14 protein-coding genes and 1 pseudogene are annotated in these 15,759 nt (G+C 70.9%); 13 read left to right on the forward strand and 2 right to left on the reverse strand.

What is annotated here, in order from left to right; all coding sequences use genetic code 11:
• From QHF85_RS44280 to QHF85_RS44295, 4 genes and pseudogenes are all read left to right on the forward strand, one after another.
• A pseudogene (locus QHF85_RS44280) lies at positions 1 to 223 on the forward strand (PE-PGRS family protein); the annotation flags it as partial.
• Positions 224 to 344: 121 nt separating this feature from the next.
• The gene (locus QHF85_RS44285) at positions 345 to 1,481 is read left to right on the forward strand and encodes a hypothetical protein (protein WP_281333537.1); all 1,137 of its coding nucleotides are present in this window, start codon (positions 345 to 347) and stop codon (positions 1,479 to 1,481) included.
• A gap of 68 nt (positions 1,482 to 1,549) precedes the next feature.
• Positions 1,550 to 2,332, forward strand: coding sequence for a hypothetical protein (locus QHF85_RS44290; protein WP_281333538.1), 783 nt, complete (start codon positions 1,550 to 1,552; stop codon positions 2,330 to 2,332).
• The gene (locus QHF85_RS44295) at positions 2,329 to 3,477 is read left to right on the forward strand and encodes a hypothetical protein (protein WP_281333539.1); all 1,149 of its coding nucleotides are present in this window, start codon (positions 2,329 to 2,331) and stop codon (positions 3,475 to 3,477) included. The genes QHF85_RS44290 and QHF85_RS44295 overlap by 4 nt, the downstream gene beginning before the upstream one ends.
• Here QHF85_RS44295 and QHF85_RS44300 read toward each other — a convergent pair.
• Entirely contained in the window at positions 3,474 to 4,049 is a 576-nt protein-coding gene (locus QHF85_RS44300) for a hypothetical protein (protein ID WP_281333540.1), read from the reverse strand. The genes QHF85_RS44295 and QHF85_RS44300 overlap by 4 nt on opposite strands.
• A 50-nt stretch (positions 4,050 to 4,099) precedes the next feature.
• Here QHF85_RS44300 and QHF85_RS44305 point away from each other — a divergent pair, with 50 nt between their 5' ends.
• A complete protein-coding gene (locus QHF85_RS44305) occupies positions 4,100 to 6,838 on the forward strand; it encodes a DUF2169 domain-containing protein (protein ID WP_281333541.1) in 2,739 nt (912 codons plus the stop codon).
• 2 nt (positions 6,839 to 6,840) lie between these two features.
• Here QHF85_RS44305 and QHF85_RS44310 read toward each other — a convergent pair whose 3' ends face one another.
• Positions 6,841 to 7,563 carry a polyprenol monophosphomannose synthase gene (locus tag QHF85_RS44310; RefSeq protein WP_281333542.1) on the reverse strand — a complete coding sequence of 241 codons (723 nt, stop codon included), beginning with the start codon at positions 7,561 to 7,563 and terminating at the stop codon, positions 6,841 to 6,843.
• Between the two features lie 171 nt (positions 7,564 to 7,734).
• On the opposite strand from QHF85_RS44310, the gene trxA reads away from it, so the two are divergent.
• The 8 genes from trxA (at position 7,735) to QHF85_RS44350 (ending at position 15,746) form a co-directional block, all read left to right on the forward strand.
• Entirely contained in the window at positions 7,735 to 8,058 is a 324-nt protein-coding gene (gene trxA, locus QHF85_RS44315; protein WP_281333543.1) for a thioredoxin, read from the forward strand.
• A 109-nt stretch (positions 8,059 to 8,167) separates the two neighbouring features.
• Positions 8,168 to 10,117 (forward strand): serine/threonine-protein kinase, encoded by a 1,950-nt coding sequence (locus QHF85_RS44320; RefSeq protein WP_281333544.1) that lies wholly within the window; start codon positions 8,168 to 8,170, stop codon positions 10,115 to 10,117.
• Positions 10,118 to 10,262: 145 nt separating this feature from the next.
• Positions 10,263 to 11,285: a type I glyceraldehyde-3-phosphate dehydrogenase gene (gap, locus tag QHF85_RS44325; protein WP_281333545.1), complete on the forward strand. Its 1,023-nt coding sequence runs from the start codon at positions 10,263 to 10,265 to the stop codon at positions 11,283 to 11,285.
• Between the two features lie 3 nt (positions 11,286 to 11,288).
• Complete coding sequence (locus tag QHF85_RS44330; RefSeq protein WP_281333546.1) at positions 11,289 to 12,521, forward strand: phosphoglycerate kinase; 1,233 nt, start codon at positions 11,289 to 11,291, stop codon at positions 12,519 to 12,521.
• Positions 12,518 to 13,309: a triose-phosphate isomerase gene (gene tpiA, locus QHF85_RS44335; RefSeq protein ID WP_281333547.1), complete on the forward strand. Its 792-nt coding sequence runs from the start codon at positions 12,518 to 12,520 to the stop codon at positions 13,307 to 13,309. The genes QHF85_RS44330 and tpiA overlap by 4 nt, the downstream gene beginning before the upstream one ends.
• Positions 13,310 to 13,326: 17 nt before the next feature.
• Positions 13,327 to 13,599, forward strand: coding sequence for a preprotein translocase subunit SecG (gene secG / locus QHF85_RS44340; RefSeq protein WP_281333548.1), 273 nt, complete (start codon positions 13,327 to 13,329; stop codon positions 13,597 to 13,599).
• A gap of 23 nt (positions 13,600 to 13,622) precedes the next feature.
• Positions 13,623 to 15,092 carry a glycosyltransferase family 39 protein gene (locus tag QHF85_RS44345; protein ID WP_281333549.1) on the forward strand — a complete coding sequence of 490 codons (1,470 nt, stop codon included), beginning with the start codon at positions 13,623 to 13,625 and terminating at the stop codon, positions 15,090 to 15,092.
• Positions 15,093 to 15,095: 3 nt separating this feature from the next.
• Positions 15,096 to 15,746, forward strand: a complete 651-nt coding sequence (locus tag QHF85_RS44350) for an acyltransferase (protein WP_281333550.1) — start codon at positions 15,096 to 15,098, stop codon at positions 15,744 to 15,746.
• The last annotated feature ends 13 nt before the right edge of the window (positions 15,747 to 15,759 follow it).

Below are 15,759 nucleotides of genomic sequence, written 5' to 3' on the forward strand. Positions count from 1 at the left end.
CGGCAACGGCGGCAAGGGCTCGGCCGGCGGCGCCGGCGGCGGCGGCGGCGGCGGCCCGAGCGCGTGCCTCGCCCGCGCGGGCGGCGTGACGTTCGCGTACGACGGCAATAGCTGCTCGACCGGCGCGGTCGGCCTCGGCGCGAACGGCGGGACGAACCCCGAGGGCGGCGTGGGCGGCAACGGCCTCAACGGCACCTCCGGGTTCAACATCCAGATCAACTGAAGCCACGCGCCTCGCGTGAGGCAACGAAATGGGGCGGTCCGCACGTGGGCCGCCCCATTTCGTTGGTGCGTTCTCGTTTCCTCTTGCGTCGCCGGCCTCTGAACGGTACGGACGGCGGGCAATGGCCATCGAGATCCTCGAGCTCGGCGAGAAGGACAGGAAGCGGCGACGGGATTTCCTGGACGTCGCGCGGGACATCTACGCGGACGATCCCGTCTGGGTGCGTCCCCTCGACATGGAGCTCGAGGACCGGCTCGACCGGAAGAAGAACCCGTTCTTCGACCACGGCGACGTGCAGGCGTTCGTCGCCTACCGGGACGGGCGCCGCGTCGGGCGTATCACGGCGCAGATCGACCATGCGCACCTCGAACGGCACAAGGATGCGGCGGGGTTCTTCGGGTTCCTCGATACGGTGAACGACCCGGAGGTCGCGCGGGCTCTGCTCGAAAAGGCCGCGGACTGGAACCGCGCGCGCGGAATGAAGCGCCTGCGCGGGCCGCTCTCGCTGAACATCAACGAGGAGCTCGGCTGCCTCGTCGAGGGCTTCGATACGCCGCCGATGATCATGATGCCCCACCATCGGCCCTACCAGGGCGGGCTCATCGAGCAGGCGGGCCTCGCGAAGCTCAAGGACTTCTATGCCTGGACGTACGACGTCGGCTCGGTCCCGGCGCGGGCGCAAAAGGCGCACGACGAGATCCTCACGATACCCGAGGTGACGGTTCGCCACTTGGACCCCAAACGTTTCGGCGAAGAGGTCCGCGTCCTCATGGACATCTTCAATGACGCGTGGAGCGAGAACTGGGGCTTCGTGCCGCTCTCGGAGCGCGAGCTCGCCAAGATGGCGGCCGACATGAAGCTCATCTTGTTCCCCGAGATCACCTACCTCGTCTCGATCGACGGCGAGCCGGCCGCGGTGGCGCTCGCGCTGCCGAACCTCAACGAGGTGATCCAGGATTTCGACGGAAAACTCTTCCCGTTCAACGTGGCGAAACTTCTTTATCGGCTGCGCGTGAAGGGTCCGAAGAGCGCGCGGCTCATCATCCTCGGCATCAAGAAGAAGTACCGGCACGTGCGCAAGTACGCGGGGCTCTCCGCGTTCCTCTACGTCGCCATGAACCGGTCGGCCCACCTGCTCGGCCTCGAGCGCGGCGAGCTCTCGTGGACGCTGGAGGACAACGCGGCCATCAATGCCGGTATCCGGCTCATGGGCGGTCGCATTTACAAGAAATATCGCGTCTACGAGCGCGAGCTGTGAACGGAATGGGCTCGGCGCCCACCGAAAAACACTTTGACGGGGCGATAGGTACTCCGTAAAATCCTCGCATGCGTTCTCGTGTGCTCGCCCTTACCCTCGTCGGGTGCGGGACATGGCTCGGTGCCGCGGGCGTCTGCCTGGCGGCGGAGCCCGAGGCGCCGAGAGCGGAGGTGACGGCAGCGGCGCCGGCGCCCGCAGGCCGCGGCGCGGTCGTCGTGGCGATCGGGAGCGGCGTGGATGCCGCGGCGAAGCCCCTCGCGCGCGAGATCTACCGCGACGAGGCGCTCCGGCCCGGCCTCGACGATCGGTCGGCGCGCGTGCTCGCCGGCGAGGCCGCCGCGCCGGACGCGCCCGCAAAGGAGCGCGAGCTCGCCGAGGTGCGGAGCGCGCTCACGGCGAACGACGATGCCCCGAGCCGCAGGCTGCTCGCCTCGCTCGGCGCCGAGCAGAAGGCCGAGATCGTGGTGGCCGTGTCGATGGTCGGTGATCGCCCCGTCGCGCGCGTGCTCCGCGTGGGGACGGCGCGCTACGAGCCGATCGAGCTCGGGCCGACGATCGAACGAGGCGAGGCCGGGGAGATCCGCTACACGTGGCCCGGCGCCGCGGCGACGCTGCGAAAGCTCGTGATCGTGCCGCAGGCGGCGCCGCCTCCGCCGATCGCGCCGAAGCAAACCAGCACGCCCGCCCCGCCGAAGCCGGAGGAGCCGACGCGCAAGCCGTTCTACAAATCGGCCTGGTTCTGGGGCCCCGTCGGCGCGGTCGTGGCCGTGGGCGCCGCGGTGCTGATCGCGTCGCAGGTGACGGAGGACTCGACGGGCATGGTCCGGCTGAAAGGGCAGGTCGCGCCGTGAGGGCGTGGTCCCGGGCGTTCGTCCTCGCCTCGGTCGCGGCGTGGCTCGTCCCCGCGGACGCGTTCGCCGCGCCGCCGCGCCCCCACGACGCGCCTGCCGTGGCGGATCCACGCGCCGACGTGCCCGCGCGGCCCACGGGCTACCTGGAGCTTCAGGAAGCGGGCCTCACGTTCGCGTACCACCCCTCTGCGCACGAGCGCGTGCGCGCCGCGATCCCCGCGGTGCTCCGGGCGCGCAAGGCCATGAGCGAGCTGCTCGGCCGTGACGTCCTCGGCGCTGTGGAGATCCGCGTGGCCGCGGTGCCCGAGGAGGTGCGCTCGCTCGGCCCGATGGAAGACGTGCCCGGGTATGCGCCGGCCCTCGCCTTCTCGAAGCAGCGGCTCGTGGTGACGAGCCTCGGCTCGCATCGATCCCTCGAGCCGACGGATCTCGGCGTGGCCCTGCCGCACGCGCTCGCGCACGTGGCGCTCGACGAGGCGCTCGATCACAAGCCCGCGCCGCTCTGGCTGCACGAGGGGTTCGCCGCGCACGTGGCGGGCGAGGCCTCGGCGATCCGCGCGCAGGCCTTGCTTCTCGGCACGCTGCAAAGGCGCCTGCACGGGATCGCCGCGCTCGAAGCAGGCCTGCCGGCCGACGCGCCGGAGACCTCGCTCGCCTATGCGCAGGCCGCGGACCTCGCGCGGTTCCTCACGGACAAACCTCGCCGGTCGGCGTTCGTGGGGGCGCTCGATCGGGCGCGGAGCGGCGAGCCGTTCGAGCAGGCGCTCGCAGCCGCGCACGAGGTGCCCCTCGCGCAGATCGAGCTCGCGTGGCGGGAGGATCTCGCGCGGCGGTACGGGTTCTTGCCCGTGTTCCTCGCGGGGATCGGGATCTGGGCGCTCGGCGCGCTCGTCCTCTTCGCGCGGCGCGTGTTCGAGCGTCGCCGCGCGGGCACGCAGGCGCCGGCTTCGCGCAAGGAGCCGCGCGCCCTCACGACCGAGCCGCAGAGCCGCCCGCCCTCGCGACCGCGGCCCGCGCCCGCGCCGCTCATCATCGAGCGCCTCGACGACATCGAAGGCGAGCGCGAGGACATCGGCAAGACGTTCCCGCCGGAGGCCGAGGTGCCCAAGGTGGAGCACGACGGCGACTGGTATACCCTGCATTAATCCGGCAGGACGCGCGTCCGCAGGTATTCCGCCACCTGCGCGCCGAGCGTCTCGCCGGCGCTGCGCAGGCGTCCGCCGCTCGACGGGTTCGTCATCGTGGCGGGCACGACGGCGCGGAACTGCAAGACGTCGAGGCGCTGGGGCCCCGCGCCCCAGATCTCCAGCGTCATTCGCACCTCCGAGGGCCGCGACGCCACGTAGGCGTAAAAACCCGGCTCGACGAACGTGACCACGGGCCGCACCACGAACGGGCTCGGCGCGGGCGCGGACACGAACTGGACCTCGGGCAGCTCCTCGGCGAGCTCCCGGCCGAATTCACCGGCGAACGCCCGCTTGTCCTCGTCCCAGCTCGCTTGCTGGTCGCCGTCCTTCGACGCCTGGTACTCCGCCTCGCTCTTCTCGCCGATCTGGACCCCCTCGAAGTGCACGGGCTCCACCGCGAAACTTCGCTGGTTCACGAACGGATTCGGCACGACCTTCGCCACCACGGTCCACGGCGGCCCACACGCGACCGCAGACAGCGACAAAAGACACGCAAGAACGCACGGACGCGCCGCGATCATCGCCTTCATGCCACACCCCCGTATCCGCTTTCGCGACGGTCGATTAGTATCACTCCGCCATGGAGGTCGTCACGGTTTGTCCCTTCCGGGTCGCGTCGCTGCTCTGGCAGCCACGGCGCGGCGGGTGGGTCCTCACGGTCGTCTGCAAGGCCACGTACGACCTCGCGCCCGTCCAGTCGCGCCTCGCCGCGAACCAGGACGATCCGAACGAGGACGACAACCACTGGAACGACGATCCCGCGCGCAGCGTGTACTCGCCGAGTGATCTCGTTCCGTTCAAGGTGCGCGCCGACGTGGTCCTCGTGGGCAACGCGTTCGCCCCGCGCGGAGAAGCGGCGCGGTCGATCCTCACGCGCCTCGTCGTCGGCGGGATCGACAAATCGATCGAGGCCTTCGGCGAGCGCTCGTTTGGCCCGGACGGCGCCGTGCGCGACGCACGCGGCGTGACGAAGGTGCCGCTGCGCTACGAGCGGGCCACGGGAGGTCCGGACACGCTGAACCCGGTGGGCATCCGGCCCGACGCGCAGCCCGACGCGTACGGCGTCTCCCCCGTGCCGAACCTGCAGCCGCCCGGGATGCTCGTGCAGAGCCGCGCCGACGTGATCCCCCCGATCGGCTATGGCCCGATCGCGCCGACGTGGCCGGGCCGGATGGAAGCGCTCGGCGCGCACGCGTCGTCGTTCTCGCAGCAGCTCGTCCGGGAGCAGCCGGTGCCCGACGACATCGATCCCGCGTACTTCGACTGCGCCCCGCGGGATCAGCAGCTCGACGAGCTGCGCGACAACGAGCGCATCGTGCTCGAGAACCTGCACCCGCAGCACCCGCGGCTCGTGACGAGCCTGCCGGGGCTGCATCCGCGCGCCTTCGTGATCCGGCCCGGCGGAAACCCGCAGGACCTCACGATGAAGTGCGACACGCTCTGGATCGACTCGGACCGGGCGCAATGCACGCTGACGTGGCGCGCGCAGATCGGCCTCGACAGGCCACACGGGCTCGGCCGCGTGGTGGTCGCGATGGAGGAGCCGGGCCAGCGCCTCACGTGGGCCGACGTCGAGCGCCTGCTCGTCGCGAGTGGGCAAGCGAGCGAGTCGCTCCCGGAAAATCCGCCCGAAGCGCCCGCGCAGCAAGCGCCACCCTCGGGCAAACCGTACCGGCCCGGGACCGTGCCGTTCCTGCGGCCCGACGTGGCGGGCGACGTACCGGCCAAACCGCCGTCGCCCGCGGTCTCCGCGTTGAGCCAGATGAGCGCGCCCCGCGCTGAAAACGCGTTGCCGCAGCCCCGCGTCGCGCCTGCGACCGGCCTACCGTTCATCGCGCCGAAGAACGTGGCGCCCGCCGCGGGCGCGCCGCAGCAGCCGCCGGCCGATCGCCCGCAGCCCGGCGACGCCGCGCCGCCGTGGCTCTCGGCCGCGCGCAAATCGTCCGCCAGCGTCCCCTCGCCGGCCGTGCCAAACGCGACGCCGTTCGCGCCCGCCGCCGCGCAACCTCAGCCGCCGCCCGCGACGCCGTTCGCCTCGCCCGCCGCGCCGCCTCAGCCGCCGCCCGCGACGCCGTTCGCGCCGCCTGCCGCGTCACCGTCCGCGCCGCCGGCTCCTCCGCCGCCCGCGCGTGTCCCGCAGGCCCCGCCCTCGCCAAACCCCTCGCCGCTCGATAGCCCCTGGGCAAACGCGTCCGCGCGCGCGGGCGGAGGCGAGAACATCCAGGCGCCGACCGTGGGCAGCATGTCCGCGGGTTTGTCCCCGCCGAGCCCGATCACGCCCACGGCGACCGCGATGGCCGCCGCGGGCCTCGCCGGCGCGGCCGCGGTCGCCGCGTTCTCCAGCGCGTCGCAGGCTGCGCCCCCGCCGCCCGTTGCCGTCGCGAACGCAGCGTCCGTCGGCGCCGTCGCGGCCTCGAACGCGGCCGCCGCCGCGGGCCAATGGTCGACCCCGAGTGACAGCGCGCCCGCGCCCTCGCCTGCCGTCTCGCCGCGCCCGTCGTACTCGTATCGCGGCCCCTCGCGCGACGTCGTCGACCTCATCTGGTTCGACCCGAAATCGGCGTCGAAGATGCGCGAGCACCCGCGCTGGAAGCTCATCCTCGACAAGAAGCCCGCGCCGCGCGACCTCGACTTCGACGACGAGCCGCCGCCCGAGGAGCCGCCCGACGTGCGCGATCGCAAGGACGTCTTCGCCGTGCTCACGCGGGGCGAGACGACCGACGCCGAGGGCATCCAGGAGGCGATCGGCGACGCCGTCGCCGACGACGGCACCTTCACGCCGCCGCTCGTGCTCGTCTCGGCCGAGCTCACCTTCCCGTTCGACGAGCTCGAGACGCTCAAGGCCACGGTCACCGCGGTCTCGCCGCTCATCGCGGGCGACAAAAAGCTCAAGGAGACCGTCGACACGGTGAACGAGCTCTTGAAGACGCCGTGGCTCTCCTCCTCGAGCGGCGTCGCGGAGCGGCTCACGCAGCAGGTGAAGGACGCCTTCGCGCAAGGCAACCGCATGCTGCCGCCGAGCTACCTCGACACGCACACCGAGCGGATGCTGCTCGAACAGCGGCACTACCAGAAACGCACGGTCTTCGGCGAGCCCTGGATCCGCAGCGTCCTCGTGCCCGCGGGCTCCCAGTCGCCGATGCCCGCGTACCTGCCCGAGAGCCTCACGAAGAAGCTGCCGATGTTCCAGCGCTTCAAGGCGCGCATCGTCGCCGAGGCGCACATGCAGCAGGACGAGTACGAGAACCATCCGGCGGCGCTCAAGGTCGTCGCCCTCGGCCGCGTCGTGAGCTTGCAACGACGCGGCTTCATGCGCTGACGTCAGAGCTTTCCGGTGACCGCATCGAAGCGGAGGCGCCACACCTCCACGACGGCCTCGGCGAAGATGCTGCGGCTCATCTTGGAGTGGCCCGCGCGCCGATCGACGAACACGATCGGCACCTCGGTCACGCGCATGCCTTTGCGGAGCGCGCGGTACGTCGTTTCGATCTGGAACGAGTAGCCGTTCGAGCGCAGCGTCTCGATGTCGATCGCGAGCAACGCGCGGCGCGTGAACGCCTTGAAGCCCGTCGTCAGATCGCGGATCGGCACGCCGAGGATGGTCCGCGCGTAGAGCGATCCGCCCTTCGAGAGCACGTGCCGCCCCGGCCCCCAGCCGACGACGCCGCCGCCGGGCACGTTGCGCGAGCCGAGCACGACGTCGGCGCCTTCCTCGATCGCCCGGAGAAACGCGGGCAGGTACTTCGGATCGTGCGAGAGATCCGCGTCCATCTCCACGACGACGTCGTAGCCGATGTCGAGCGCGCGCCGAAAACCGTCCACGTACGCCGTGCCGAGCCCGAGCTTGCCTGGGCGGTGCAGCACGGTCGTGCGAGGGTCCTCGGCGGCGAGCGTGTCGGCGACCGCGCCCGTACCATCGGGCGACGCATCGTCCACGACGAGAACGTGCGCCTCGGGGACGACCTCGAGCACCGAGCGCACGAAGCGCGGGAGGTTGTCACGCTCGTTGTAGGTCGGCGTGACGACGAGGATCCGCGGGGCCATTCGAGCTCGTGGTCTCCCCGACGCACGGAGAGCGTGGGGTCATGTAGCAGAAAGGGAGCGTCAGCAGGAAGCCTTGTCGGCTCCAATTCTCGAAGTTACGTTTCGTTGCCCTACCGGATCGTGCGGGTACCGGCGACAGGCGCCAGCGGCCCGGCGGAGCAACGAGGCACCATGGCTAGCAAGAACGTCCTCACCTTCAACGAAAAGAATTTCCAGTCCGAGGTCCTGGACTCCGACGTCCCGGTGCTCGTGGACTTCACCGCCACCTGGTGCGGCCCCTGCAAGGCGCTCGCCCCGATCGTCGACAAGGTCGCGGACGACTTCCAGGGCAAGGTGAAGGTCGGCAAGCTCGACATCGACGAAAACCCGCAGCTCACGGCGAAGTACGGCGTCCGTAGCGTGCCGACGGTGATCGTCTTCCAGGGCGGTCAGAAGAAGGGTCAGCACGCGGGGCTGACGACCAAGGACAAGCTCGTCGCGCTCCTCGGCGTGTAATTCACACCACGGGACATCCTGCACGCCCACGAGCGCGGCCCCTCGGAGCACGAGGGGTTCGCGCTCGCGTCTTTTCGCGGCTCCATTTTCCTCGTAGAGCTTGGCTCTCGTGGACGCCGAACTCCGACAAAGCCTGATCGGCCGGGTGCTTTCTGGCGCCCACGGCGTCCGTTACGAGATCGGCGAGCTCGTCGGCGAAGGCCGCTCCGGCTGGGTCTTCAAGGCCACGAGCGAGGCCCTCGGCGCGCCGGCCGCCGTGAAGGTGTACCGGCCCGAGCTCGTCGACGGCGCGACGGCGCTCGCGCGGTTCGCCCGCGAGGCGATCCTCCTCCACCGCATGCTCGCCGCGCTCCCGGAGCGGCGAGGGCTCGCGCACGTGCTCGATCACGGCGCGATCGAGAGCCCGCGCGGCGCGGCGCCGTGCCTCGTCCGCGAGTACCTGCCAGGGCAGAACCTCGCGCGGGTGATCGCCGCGCACGGCGGCTTCGGCCTGCCTGCGGCGCGCGCGCGTCGCGTCATGGGGCACGTCGCCCGGGCGCTGTTCGCCTTGCACGAGGCGGGCGGCGTGCATCGAGACCTGAAGCCCTCGCACGTGCTCATCGCGCAGGAGCGTGGCCAGGAGACGGCGCGGATCACGGACGGGTTCGTCACGCTCCTCGGCCCGCAAGATCCGCTCGATCCGCCGAACCTTCTCTACGGCGCGCCCGAGACCTTCGGGCAGGTGCGAGGTCCGCTCGGGCCGGAGGCGGACGTGTACTCGTTCGCGGCCGTCCTGTACGAGCTGCTCTGCGGGACCGCGGCATTCGCGCCGAAGCCGGGCGAGCCGAAGCCGAAGGCGCTCTTGCGATTGGCGACGGGCGACCGGCCGCAGCTCGGCCGCGTCCGGGCCACGTTGCCGGCAGAGCTACGCGATCGGCCCGATCTCGTGGCTGCGCTCGATCGGGAGATCGGCCGCGCGACGAGCACGAACCCGATCCACCGGCACGGGTCGATCCGGGAGCTCTGGCTCGCCCTGGAGCCGCTCTTGCGGGAAGCGGTGCGGCCGACGGCGAGCGGCGGCAGCGCGCCCGAGGAGCCCGTGAGTTTCGACTCGGTCTTCCCGCGATCCACCGAGGGCGCGCGCCTCGCCGCTGCGATGCCCATGCCGCCGCCCTCGGCCGCGCCCGTCGCTGCGCCGATGCCCGCGTGGGAGATGCTCGGCCCGGCCATCGCGGGCGAGCGCCTGCGCGCGGCGATGGTCGTCGAGGAGGGACGCGCGATCATGGCCCTCGGCACGCGGGGCCTCTATCGACTCGTGCACGGCGCGTGGTCCTTGGCGCCGCTTCCCGCGGGGATCGACGTGCGGGCCGTGCGGGGTCTGTCGCGGCTCCCGTCGGGCGAGCTTCTGCTCTTCGGCGACGCGGGGCTCTGCGCGGCCCTCTCGTCGCGCGGCGGGCTGCGGCGGATCGCGCTGCCGGAGCGCGAGATCACGCTGCTCGCGGCGCACGCGGACGATCGAGGGATCGTGCTCGTCGGCGAGCGCGCGTCGCGCCCGGGCGGCGTGGCCATCTTCCTGCCGAACGAAGGCGCGCCGATGATGGTCGCCGCGCCGGAGCCGACGCACCTCGCGGGCGTGACGCGCACGAGCAGCGGGCACGTGATCGCGGTCGGGATGCAGGGCACGCTCGTGGAGATCAACGAGCGCGGCGCGCGCGACGTGCCGTGGGGGCGAACGGGGCACCTCTACGCGATCTCGGCGGGACCGGGCGGCGTTGCGTATGCCGTGGGCAGCGGGGGACATGCGCTCCGCGTCGAGCCGGCGCACGGCGGCGCGGTGGCGACGCTGGAGAGCGTGCAGACGACACGCGATCTTTTTGGTGTCGCTGTGGATCCGGTGACGGGCGGCGCGTGGGCCGTGGGCGCGGATGCGCGTTTGCTCGAACGGCAGGAGGGCGGCTGGATCCGTGTCCCGCTCGATCCGTCGGTGACGAGCGCGCTTTTACTCGTCTGGCCGCGCGCGCCGCGGATCATCGTCGTCGCCGAGGACGGATCGGCGTACTTCCACGGCTACGCGCGCTGATCGCGGGCGCGCGGTCGGGCTGAGCGACGGAGGCTGTGATCGCGGCCCGGACGCGGCCTTCGTGGGTCGCAGAACCTTTGCTTGACCGAGCGTAGTCACCTGACTACGTATCGCGCGCGTTCAACACCTTTTCCAGGAGTCTCCGATGGCGACGAGGATTGCAATCAACGGGTTCGGCCGGATCGGTCGCTGCATCGTGCGCGCGCTCGTCGAGCGCGGCGAGAAGGATCTCGAGATCGTGGCGATCAACGATCTCACGGACGCCGGCACGCTCGCGCACCTCTTGCGCTTCGACTCCATTCACCGCGAGTTCCGCGCGGCGAAGGTGAGCCACGGCGACGGCTACATCGCGCTCGACGACAAGCGCATCCAGGTCCTCGCGAAGAAGGATCCCGCGGAGCTGCCCTGGAAGGACCTCGGCGTCGACATCGTCCTCGAGTGCACGGGCCTCTTCACCGACAGGGCGAAGGCCGCGCTGCACCAGAGCGCGGGCGCCAAGCGCGTCATCATCAGCGCGCCGGCCAAGGGCCAGGACCTCACCGTCGTCCTCGGCGTCAACGAGCGCCAGTACGACCCGGCCAAGCACAGCATCATCTCGTGTGGTTCGTGCACGACGAACTGCCTCGCGCCCGTCGCGAAGGTCTTGCTCGACAACTTCGGGATCGTGCGTGGCCTCATGACGACGATCCACTCGTACACGAACGATCAGCACATCCTCGATCTCCCGCATCGCAAGGGCGATCTGCGCCGCGCCCGCGCGGCCGCCGTGAACATGGTGCCCTCGTCGACGGGCGCGGCGAAGGCGCTGAGCGAGGTCATCCCGGAGCTCAAGGGCAAGTTCGACGGCCAGGCGATCCGCGTCCCGACGGTCGACGTCTCGCTCGTGGATCTCACGCTCGAGACGGAGAAGCCGATCTCGAAGGACGCGATCCACGACGCGATGAAGCGCGCGGCCGAGGGCCCGATGAAGGGCATCCTCCAGTACACCGAGCTGCAGCTCGTCTCGGGTGACTTCATTGGCAACCCGCATTCGAGCATCTTCGACGCCACGCTCACGCAGCACATCGGCGACAAGTTCGCGAAGGTCTTCTCCTGGTACGACAACGAGTGGGGCTTCTCGAACCGCATGATCGACCTGGCGAAGCTCCTCGCCGAGAAGGGCGTCTAAGCCATGAAGCTCACGGGCATCCGCTCGATCGAGGACCTCGCCAAGGACGGAGGACTCGCCAACAAGCGCGTCTTCATCCGCGTCGACTACAACGTCCCGCTCGACAAGAAGACGGGCGCGATCACCGATGACGCGCGCATCCGCGAGTCGCTCCCGACGCTCAAGGTCGCCGTCGATGCGGGCGCGAAGGTCATCCTCGCCTCGCACCTCGGCCGGCCCAAGCCGGGCAAGAAAGAGGGCCTCTCCCTCGAGCCTGCCGGCGCGCGCCTCGCGGAGCTCACGGGCTACGAGGTGCACCTGACCGACGACTGCATCGGCGACGGCCCGAAGAAGGTCATCCACGATCTGCGCGCCGGTCAGATCTGCCTGCTCGAGAACCTCCGCTTCTACGAGGAGGAAGAGAAGGACGACGAGAACTTCGCGCGTCAGCTCGCCGAGCTCACGGACATCTACGTCGACGACGCGTTCGGCGCGGCGCACCGCGCGCACGCCTCCGTGCACGCGCTCCCTCGCATGATCCGCGATCGCGCCGCGGGCCTGCTCATGCTGAAGGAGCTGCGCTCGCTCGCTCGTCTGCTCGATCGTCCCGAGAAGCCGTACGTCGCGGTGCTCGGCGGCGCGAAGGTGTCGGACAAAATCGCCGTCGTCGAGTCGCTGCTCAACGTCGTCGACACGCTCTGCATCGGCGGCGCCATGGCGAACACGTTCCTCGCGGCGCAAGGCAAGAAGGTCGCGGCGAGCAAGATCGAGGACGACAAACTCCCGCTCGCCCGCACGATCCTGCAGAAGGCGCGTGATCGCGGGGCCTCGGTCCTCCTGCCCGTCGACGTCGTCGTGGCCAAGAGCCTCGACGCGGAGAGCGGCACGGCCGTCAGCGTCGACGCGATCCCCGACGGCACGATGGCGCTCGACATCGGACCGAAGACGGTCGAGCTCTTCGGGAGCGCCATCGAGCGCGCGAAGACCGTCTTCTGGAACGGCCCGATGGGCCTCTTCGAGTCGAAGCCTTTCTCGAACGGCACCTTCGAGATCGCGCGCATCATGAGCCGCGCCGAAGGCTTCACCGTCGTCGGCGGCGGCGACAGCGCGGCGGCCGTCCGCGCGGCGGGCGACGACATCGCGAAGGGCATGGATCACATCTCGACGGGCGGCGGCGCTGCGCTCGAGCTCATCGAGGGCCGCAAGCTTCCCGGCGTCGAGGCGCTTCGTTCCTCCGTGGGGGAGGAAGCGTCGTGAACGTCGCGCGCCGCCCCCTCATCGCGGGCAACTGGAAGATGAACGCCGGCGGCCAGGATGCATGCAGCCTGGCCATCGGCGTGGTCGAGGCGGCGCGCCGCTCGGCCCGCGTCGACGTCGTGATCTGCCCGCCGTTCACGGCGCTCGCCGCGGCCGCGCACGAGCTTTGGGAGTCGAAAAGCGCGGTGATGCTCGGCGCGCAGAACATGCACCCCGAGCCTGCCGGCGCCTTCACCGGCGAGATCAGCGCGCCGATGTTGAAAGACTCGGGCGCGACCTGGGTCATCCTCGGCCACAGCGAGCGCCGGCAGCTCTTCGGCGAGACGGACGAGCTCATCGAGCGCAAGATCGCCGCGGCGATCCGCGCCGAGCTCCACCCGATCGCCTGCGTCGGCGAGACGCTCGAGGAGCGCGAAGCTGGAAAGACGCTCGAGGTCGTCGAGCGCCAGACGCGCGCCTTCCTCGACGAGCTCGCCAAGCGCCCTGGCTTCGGCGTCATCGCGTACGAACCTGTCTGGGCGATCGGGACGGGCAAGGTCGCCCGCCCCGAGGACGCCCAGGAGGTCCACGCGATGATCCGCGGCCTCCTCGCGACCGTCTCGGAGGAGCTCGCCGCGTCCACGCGGATCCTCTACGGCGGCAGCGTGAAGGGCGACAATGCCGAGGGCCTGCTCGGCCAGGCGGACGTCGACGGCGCCCTCGTCGGTGGCGCCTCCCTCGACGCGGCCGGATTCGGCAAGATCATCGACAGCGCCGAGCGGCTGGCGGACGCCGCGGAACGAGGGTAGAACGTCGCCGTGCGCCGATGCTGACCACTCTGCTCAACGTCATTCACGTCATCGTTTGTATCTTCCTGATCCTCGTGGTGCTCCTGCAGCAAGGCCGCGGCGGAGGCCTCGGCTCGGCGTTCGGCGGCGGCGCGCAGGTCTTCGGCGGCCGCGGGGCGGGCAACTTCATGACGCGCCTCACCGCCATCTGCGCCGCGATCTTCATGCTCACCAGCATGTCCCTCGCGTACCTGTCCTCCGCGGGTGATCGCGAGCTCAAGCAGTTCGAAAGCACCTCCCAGCCGAAGTAGTTCCGCGCCCGAGGCGGATCCACTTGCCCGCGTTGCTCCAGAGGCGCGATCTCGGCCTCGTTGCGCTCGTCAAGGTGATCGCGGTGGCGATCGTCGTCGCCACGGGCTTTCGCGCCGTCAGCGACGACGACTTCGCGCGCGTCGTCATCGCGCAGGACTTCGCGCACACCCCGAAGCTCGATCCGACCGGCACGAGCTGGCTGCCCTTCCCGTTCTGGATCACGGGCGCGGCCATGCTCGGCGCGGGCCGCACGCTCCTCGTCGCGCGCGTCACGGCCTTCGTCCTCGGCGTGCTCTCGGCCGTGCTCGTCGCGCTCGCGGCCGAACGCCTCACAAAGAACCGAACAGCCGCCCTCCTCGGCGCCGTCCTTGCGGCCGTCTTCCCCTGGAGCGCGCGCCTCGGCGTCGCCACCGTCCCGGAGCTCCCGACCGCGGCGCTTGCCCTCTTCGCGATGGCCTCGCTCGTCGGCCCGCGTGAGCCCCGCGCGCGCCTCTTCGGCGGCCTCGCGCTCCTCGGCGCCACCCTCTCGCGCTACGACGTCTGGCCCATCGCGGCCGCGTTCGCCGCGCTCACCGGCCTCGACGCCCTCCGCGATCGCGATCGCTCCGGCAAGGACCGCGCCCTCTTCATCCTCGCGGCGGCCCTCGCGCTCCTCGGCCCACTGCTCTGGGTCCTGTGGAACCACTTCGCCCGCGGCAACGCCTTCGACTCCCTCGACCGCGTCGCTGCCTACCGCCGCGCCCTCGGCGGTGAGGCCGACGCTCCTCTCGCGCGCCTCTTCGCCTACCCGCTCGCCATGGCGCGCCACGAGCCCGAGCTCTTCGGCGCGCTCGCCGTCCTCCTCGCCCTCGCCGCGCTCCCCTCGCTCCGCGCCTCCGCCCGCGAGGCCCTCCGCCCTTACGCGCGCCCTCTGGCCCTCGCCCTCTTCCAGCTCGTCGCTCTCTCCGCGGCGCTCATCAAGGACGGCGCCCCGACGCACCACCCCGAGCGTGCGCTCCTCGTCGGCCTCCTCCTTTGCGCCCTCGTCGCGGGCGACCTCGCGGCCACCTTGCTCCCTCGCGCCAGCCGGAAAACGCGCCTCGGCGCGGGTGCCGCGGCCCTCGCCCTCCTCGTCTTCAGCCTCGTCATCGTCCGCCGCTGGTTCCGCGGCGAAGACTTCGTCCCGCGCACGGACGAGGTCGCCATCGGCGAAGCCGCGCGCGCGCTCGTCCCGCCTGGCGAGCGTGTCCTCGTCGAGGTCCGCGACTACGGCCATTTCGCCATCACCGCGGCGCTCGGCCGCCCCGAGGACGTCGTCCTCGATCGCGACCTCGATCCTCGCAAAGCCGCCACCGCCTCCACCTTCGACGCCCCTCTCGGCCTTTCGCGCCGCCTCACCGAAGCCCGCGCGCGCTTCCTCCTCGGACGCACGGCGAGCCCAGCTGCGGCCGTCCTCGGCCCGCCCCGCGCCGTCCACGGCTCGTTCGGGCTCTGGGAGCATGGGAGCCCTTGATCGATGCCCGCCCCCTTCGTGCACCCCTCCGCTTATGTCGACGAGCCTTCCTCGATTGGTGAAGGCACGCGCATCTGGCATTTCTGCCACATCATGCCGGGCGCTCGAATTGGCAAGCGCTGCGTCCTCGGCCAGGGTGTCTTCGTCGCGAGCGGCGTCGTCGTCGGGGACGACGTACGGATCCAGAACAACGTCTCTCTCTACGAGGGCACGATCGTCGAGGATTCGGTTTTTCTCGGCCCCTCGTGCGTCCTGACGAACGTCACGAACCCGCGCGCCGAGATCGATCGCCGGGGCCTCTACGAAAAGACCTTGATCCGGCGCGGCGTCACGATTGGCGCGAATGCGACGATCCTCTGCGGCACGACCATCGGCCGCCACGCGTTCGTCGGCGCGGGCGCGCTCGTCACGCGGGACGTGCCCGATTATGCATTGATGACGGGCGTCCCTGCGCGGCGCACGGGCTACATGAGCCGGCACGGGCAGAAGCTCGGGCGCCCTGGGCCCGACGGGATCATGGTCTGTCCCGAGAGTGGATATCGATATCGGATCGAGGAGGGGCTCGTCCGTTGCCTGGATCTTCCCGAGGACGCGCCGCTGCCGTCCGGTGGGCGCGACCTCGGGAAGCCTTACGTCCGGTCGCGGCCGGACTGAGCGCGGCCGGGGG

Origin of the sequence: Polyangium sp. 6x1, assembly GCF_029946515.1 — a bacterium.
GTDB lineage: Bacteria > Myxococcota_A > Polyangia > Polyangiales > Polyangiaceae > Polyangium.

What these genes read in the sequence shown, in the direction of transcription:
- trxA (WP_281333543.1), top strand. Translation starts at nt 7,735, where the DNA reads ATGGCTAGCAAGAACGTCCTCACCTTCAACGAAAAGAATTTCCAGTCC.
- QHF85_RS44290 (WP_281333538.1), top strand. Translation starts at nt 1,550, where the DNA reads ATGCGTTCTCGTGTGCTCGCCCTTACCCTCGTCGGGTGCGGGACATGG.
- QHF85_RS44330 (WP_281333546.1), top strand. Translation starts at nt 11,289, where the DNA reads ATGAAGCTCACGGGCATCCGCTCGATCGAGGACCTCGCCAAGGACGGA.
- secG (WP_281333548.1), top strand. Translation starts at nt 13,327, where the DNA reads ATGCTGACCACTCTGCTCAACGTCATTCACGTCATCGTTTGTATCTTC.
- QHF85_RS44285 (WP_281333537.1), top strand. Translation starts at nt 345, where the DNA reads ATGGCCATCGAGATCCTCGAGCTCGGCGAGAAGGACAGGAAGCGGCGA.
- QHF85_RS44300 (WP_281333540.1), bottom strand. Translation starts at nt 4,049, where the DNA reads ATGAAGGCGATGATCGCGGCGCGTCCGTGCGTTCTTGCGTGTCTTTTG.
- QHF85_RS44310 (WP_281333542.1), bottom strand. Translation starts at nt 7,563, where the DNA reads ATGGCCCCGCGGATCCTCGTCGTCACGCCGACCTACAACGAGCGTGAC.
- QHF85_RS44305 (WP_281333541.1), top strand. Translation starts at nt 4,100, where the DNA reads ATGGAGGTCGTCACGGTTTGTCCCTTCCGGGTCGCGTCGCTGCTCTGG.
- gap (WP_281333545.1), top strand. Translation starts at nt 10,263, where the DNA reads ATGGCGACGAGGATTGCAATCAACGGGTTCGGCCGGATCGGTCGCTGC.
- QHF85_RS44350 (WP_281333550.1), top strand. Translation starts at nt 15,096, where the DNA reads ATGCCCGCCCCCTTCGTGCACCCCTCCGCTTATGTCGACGAGCCTTCC.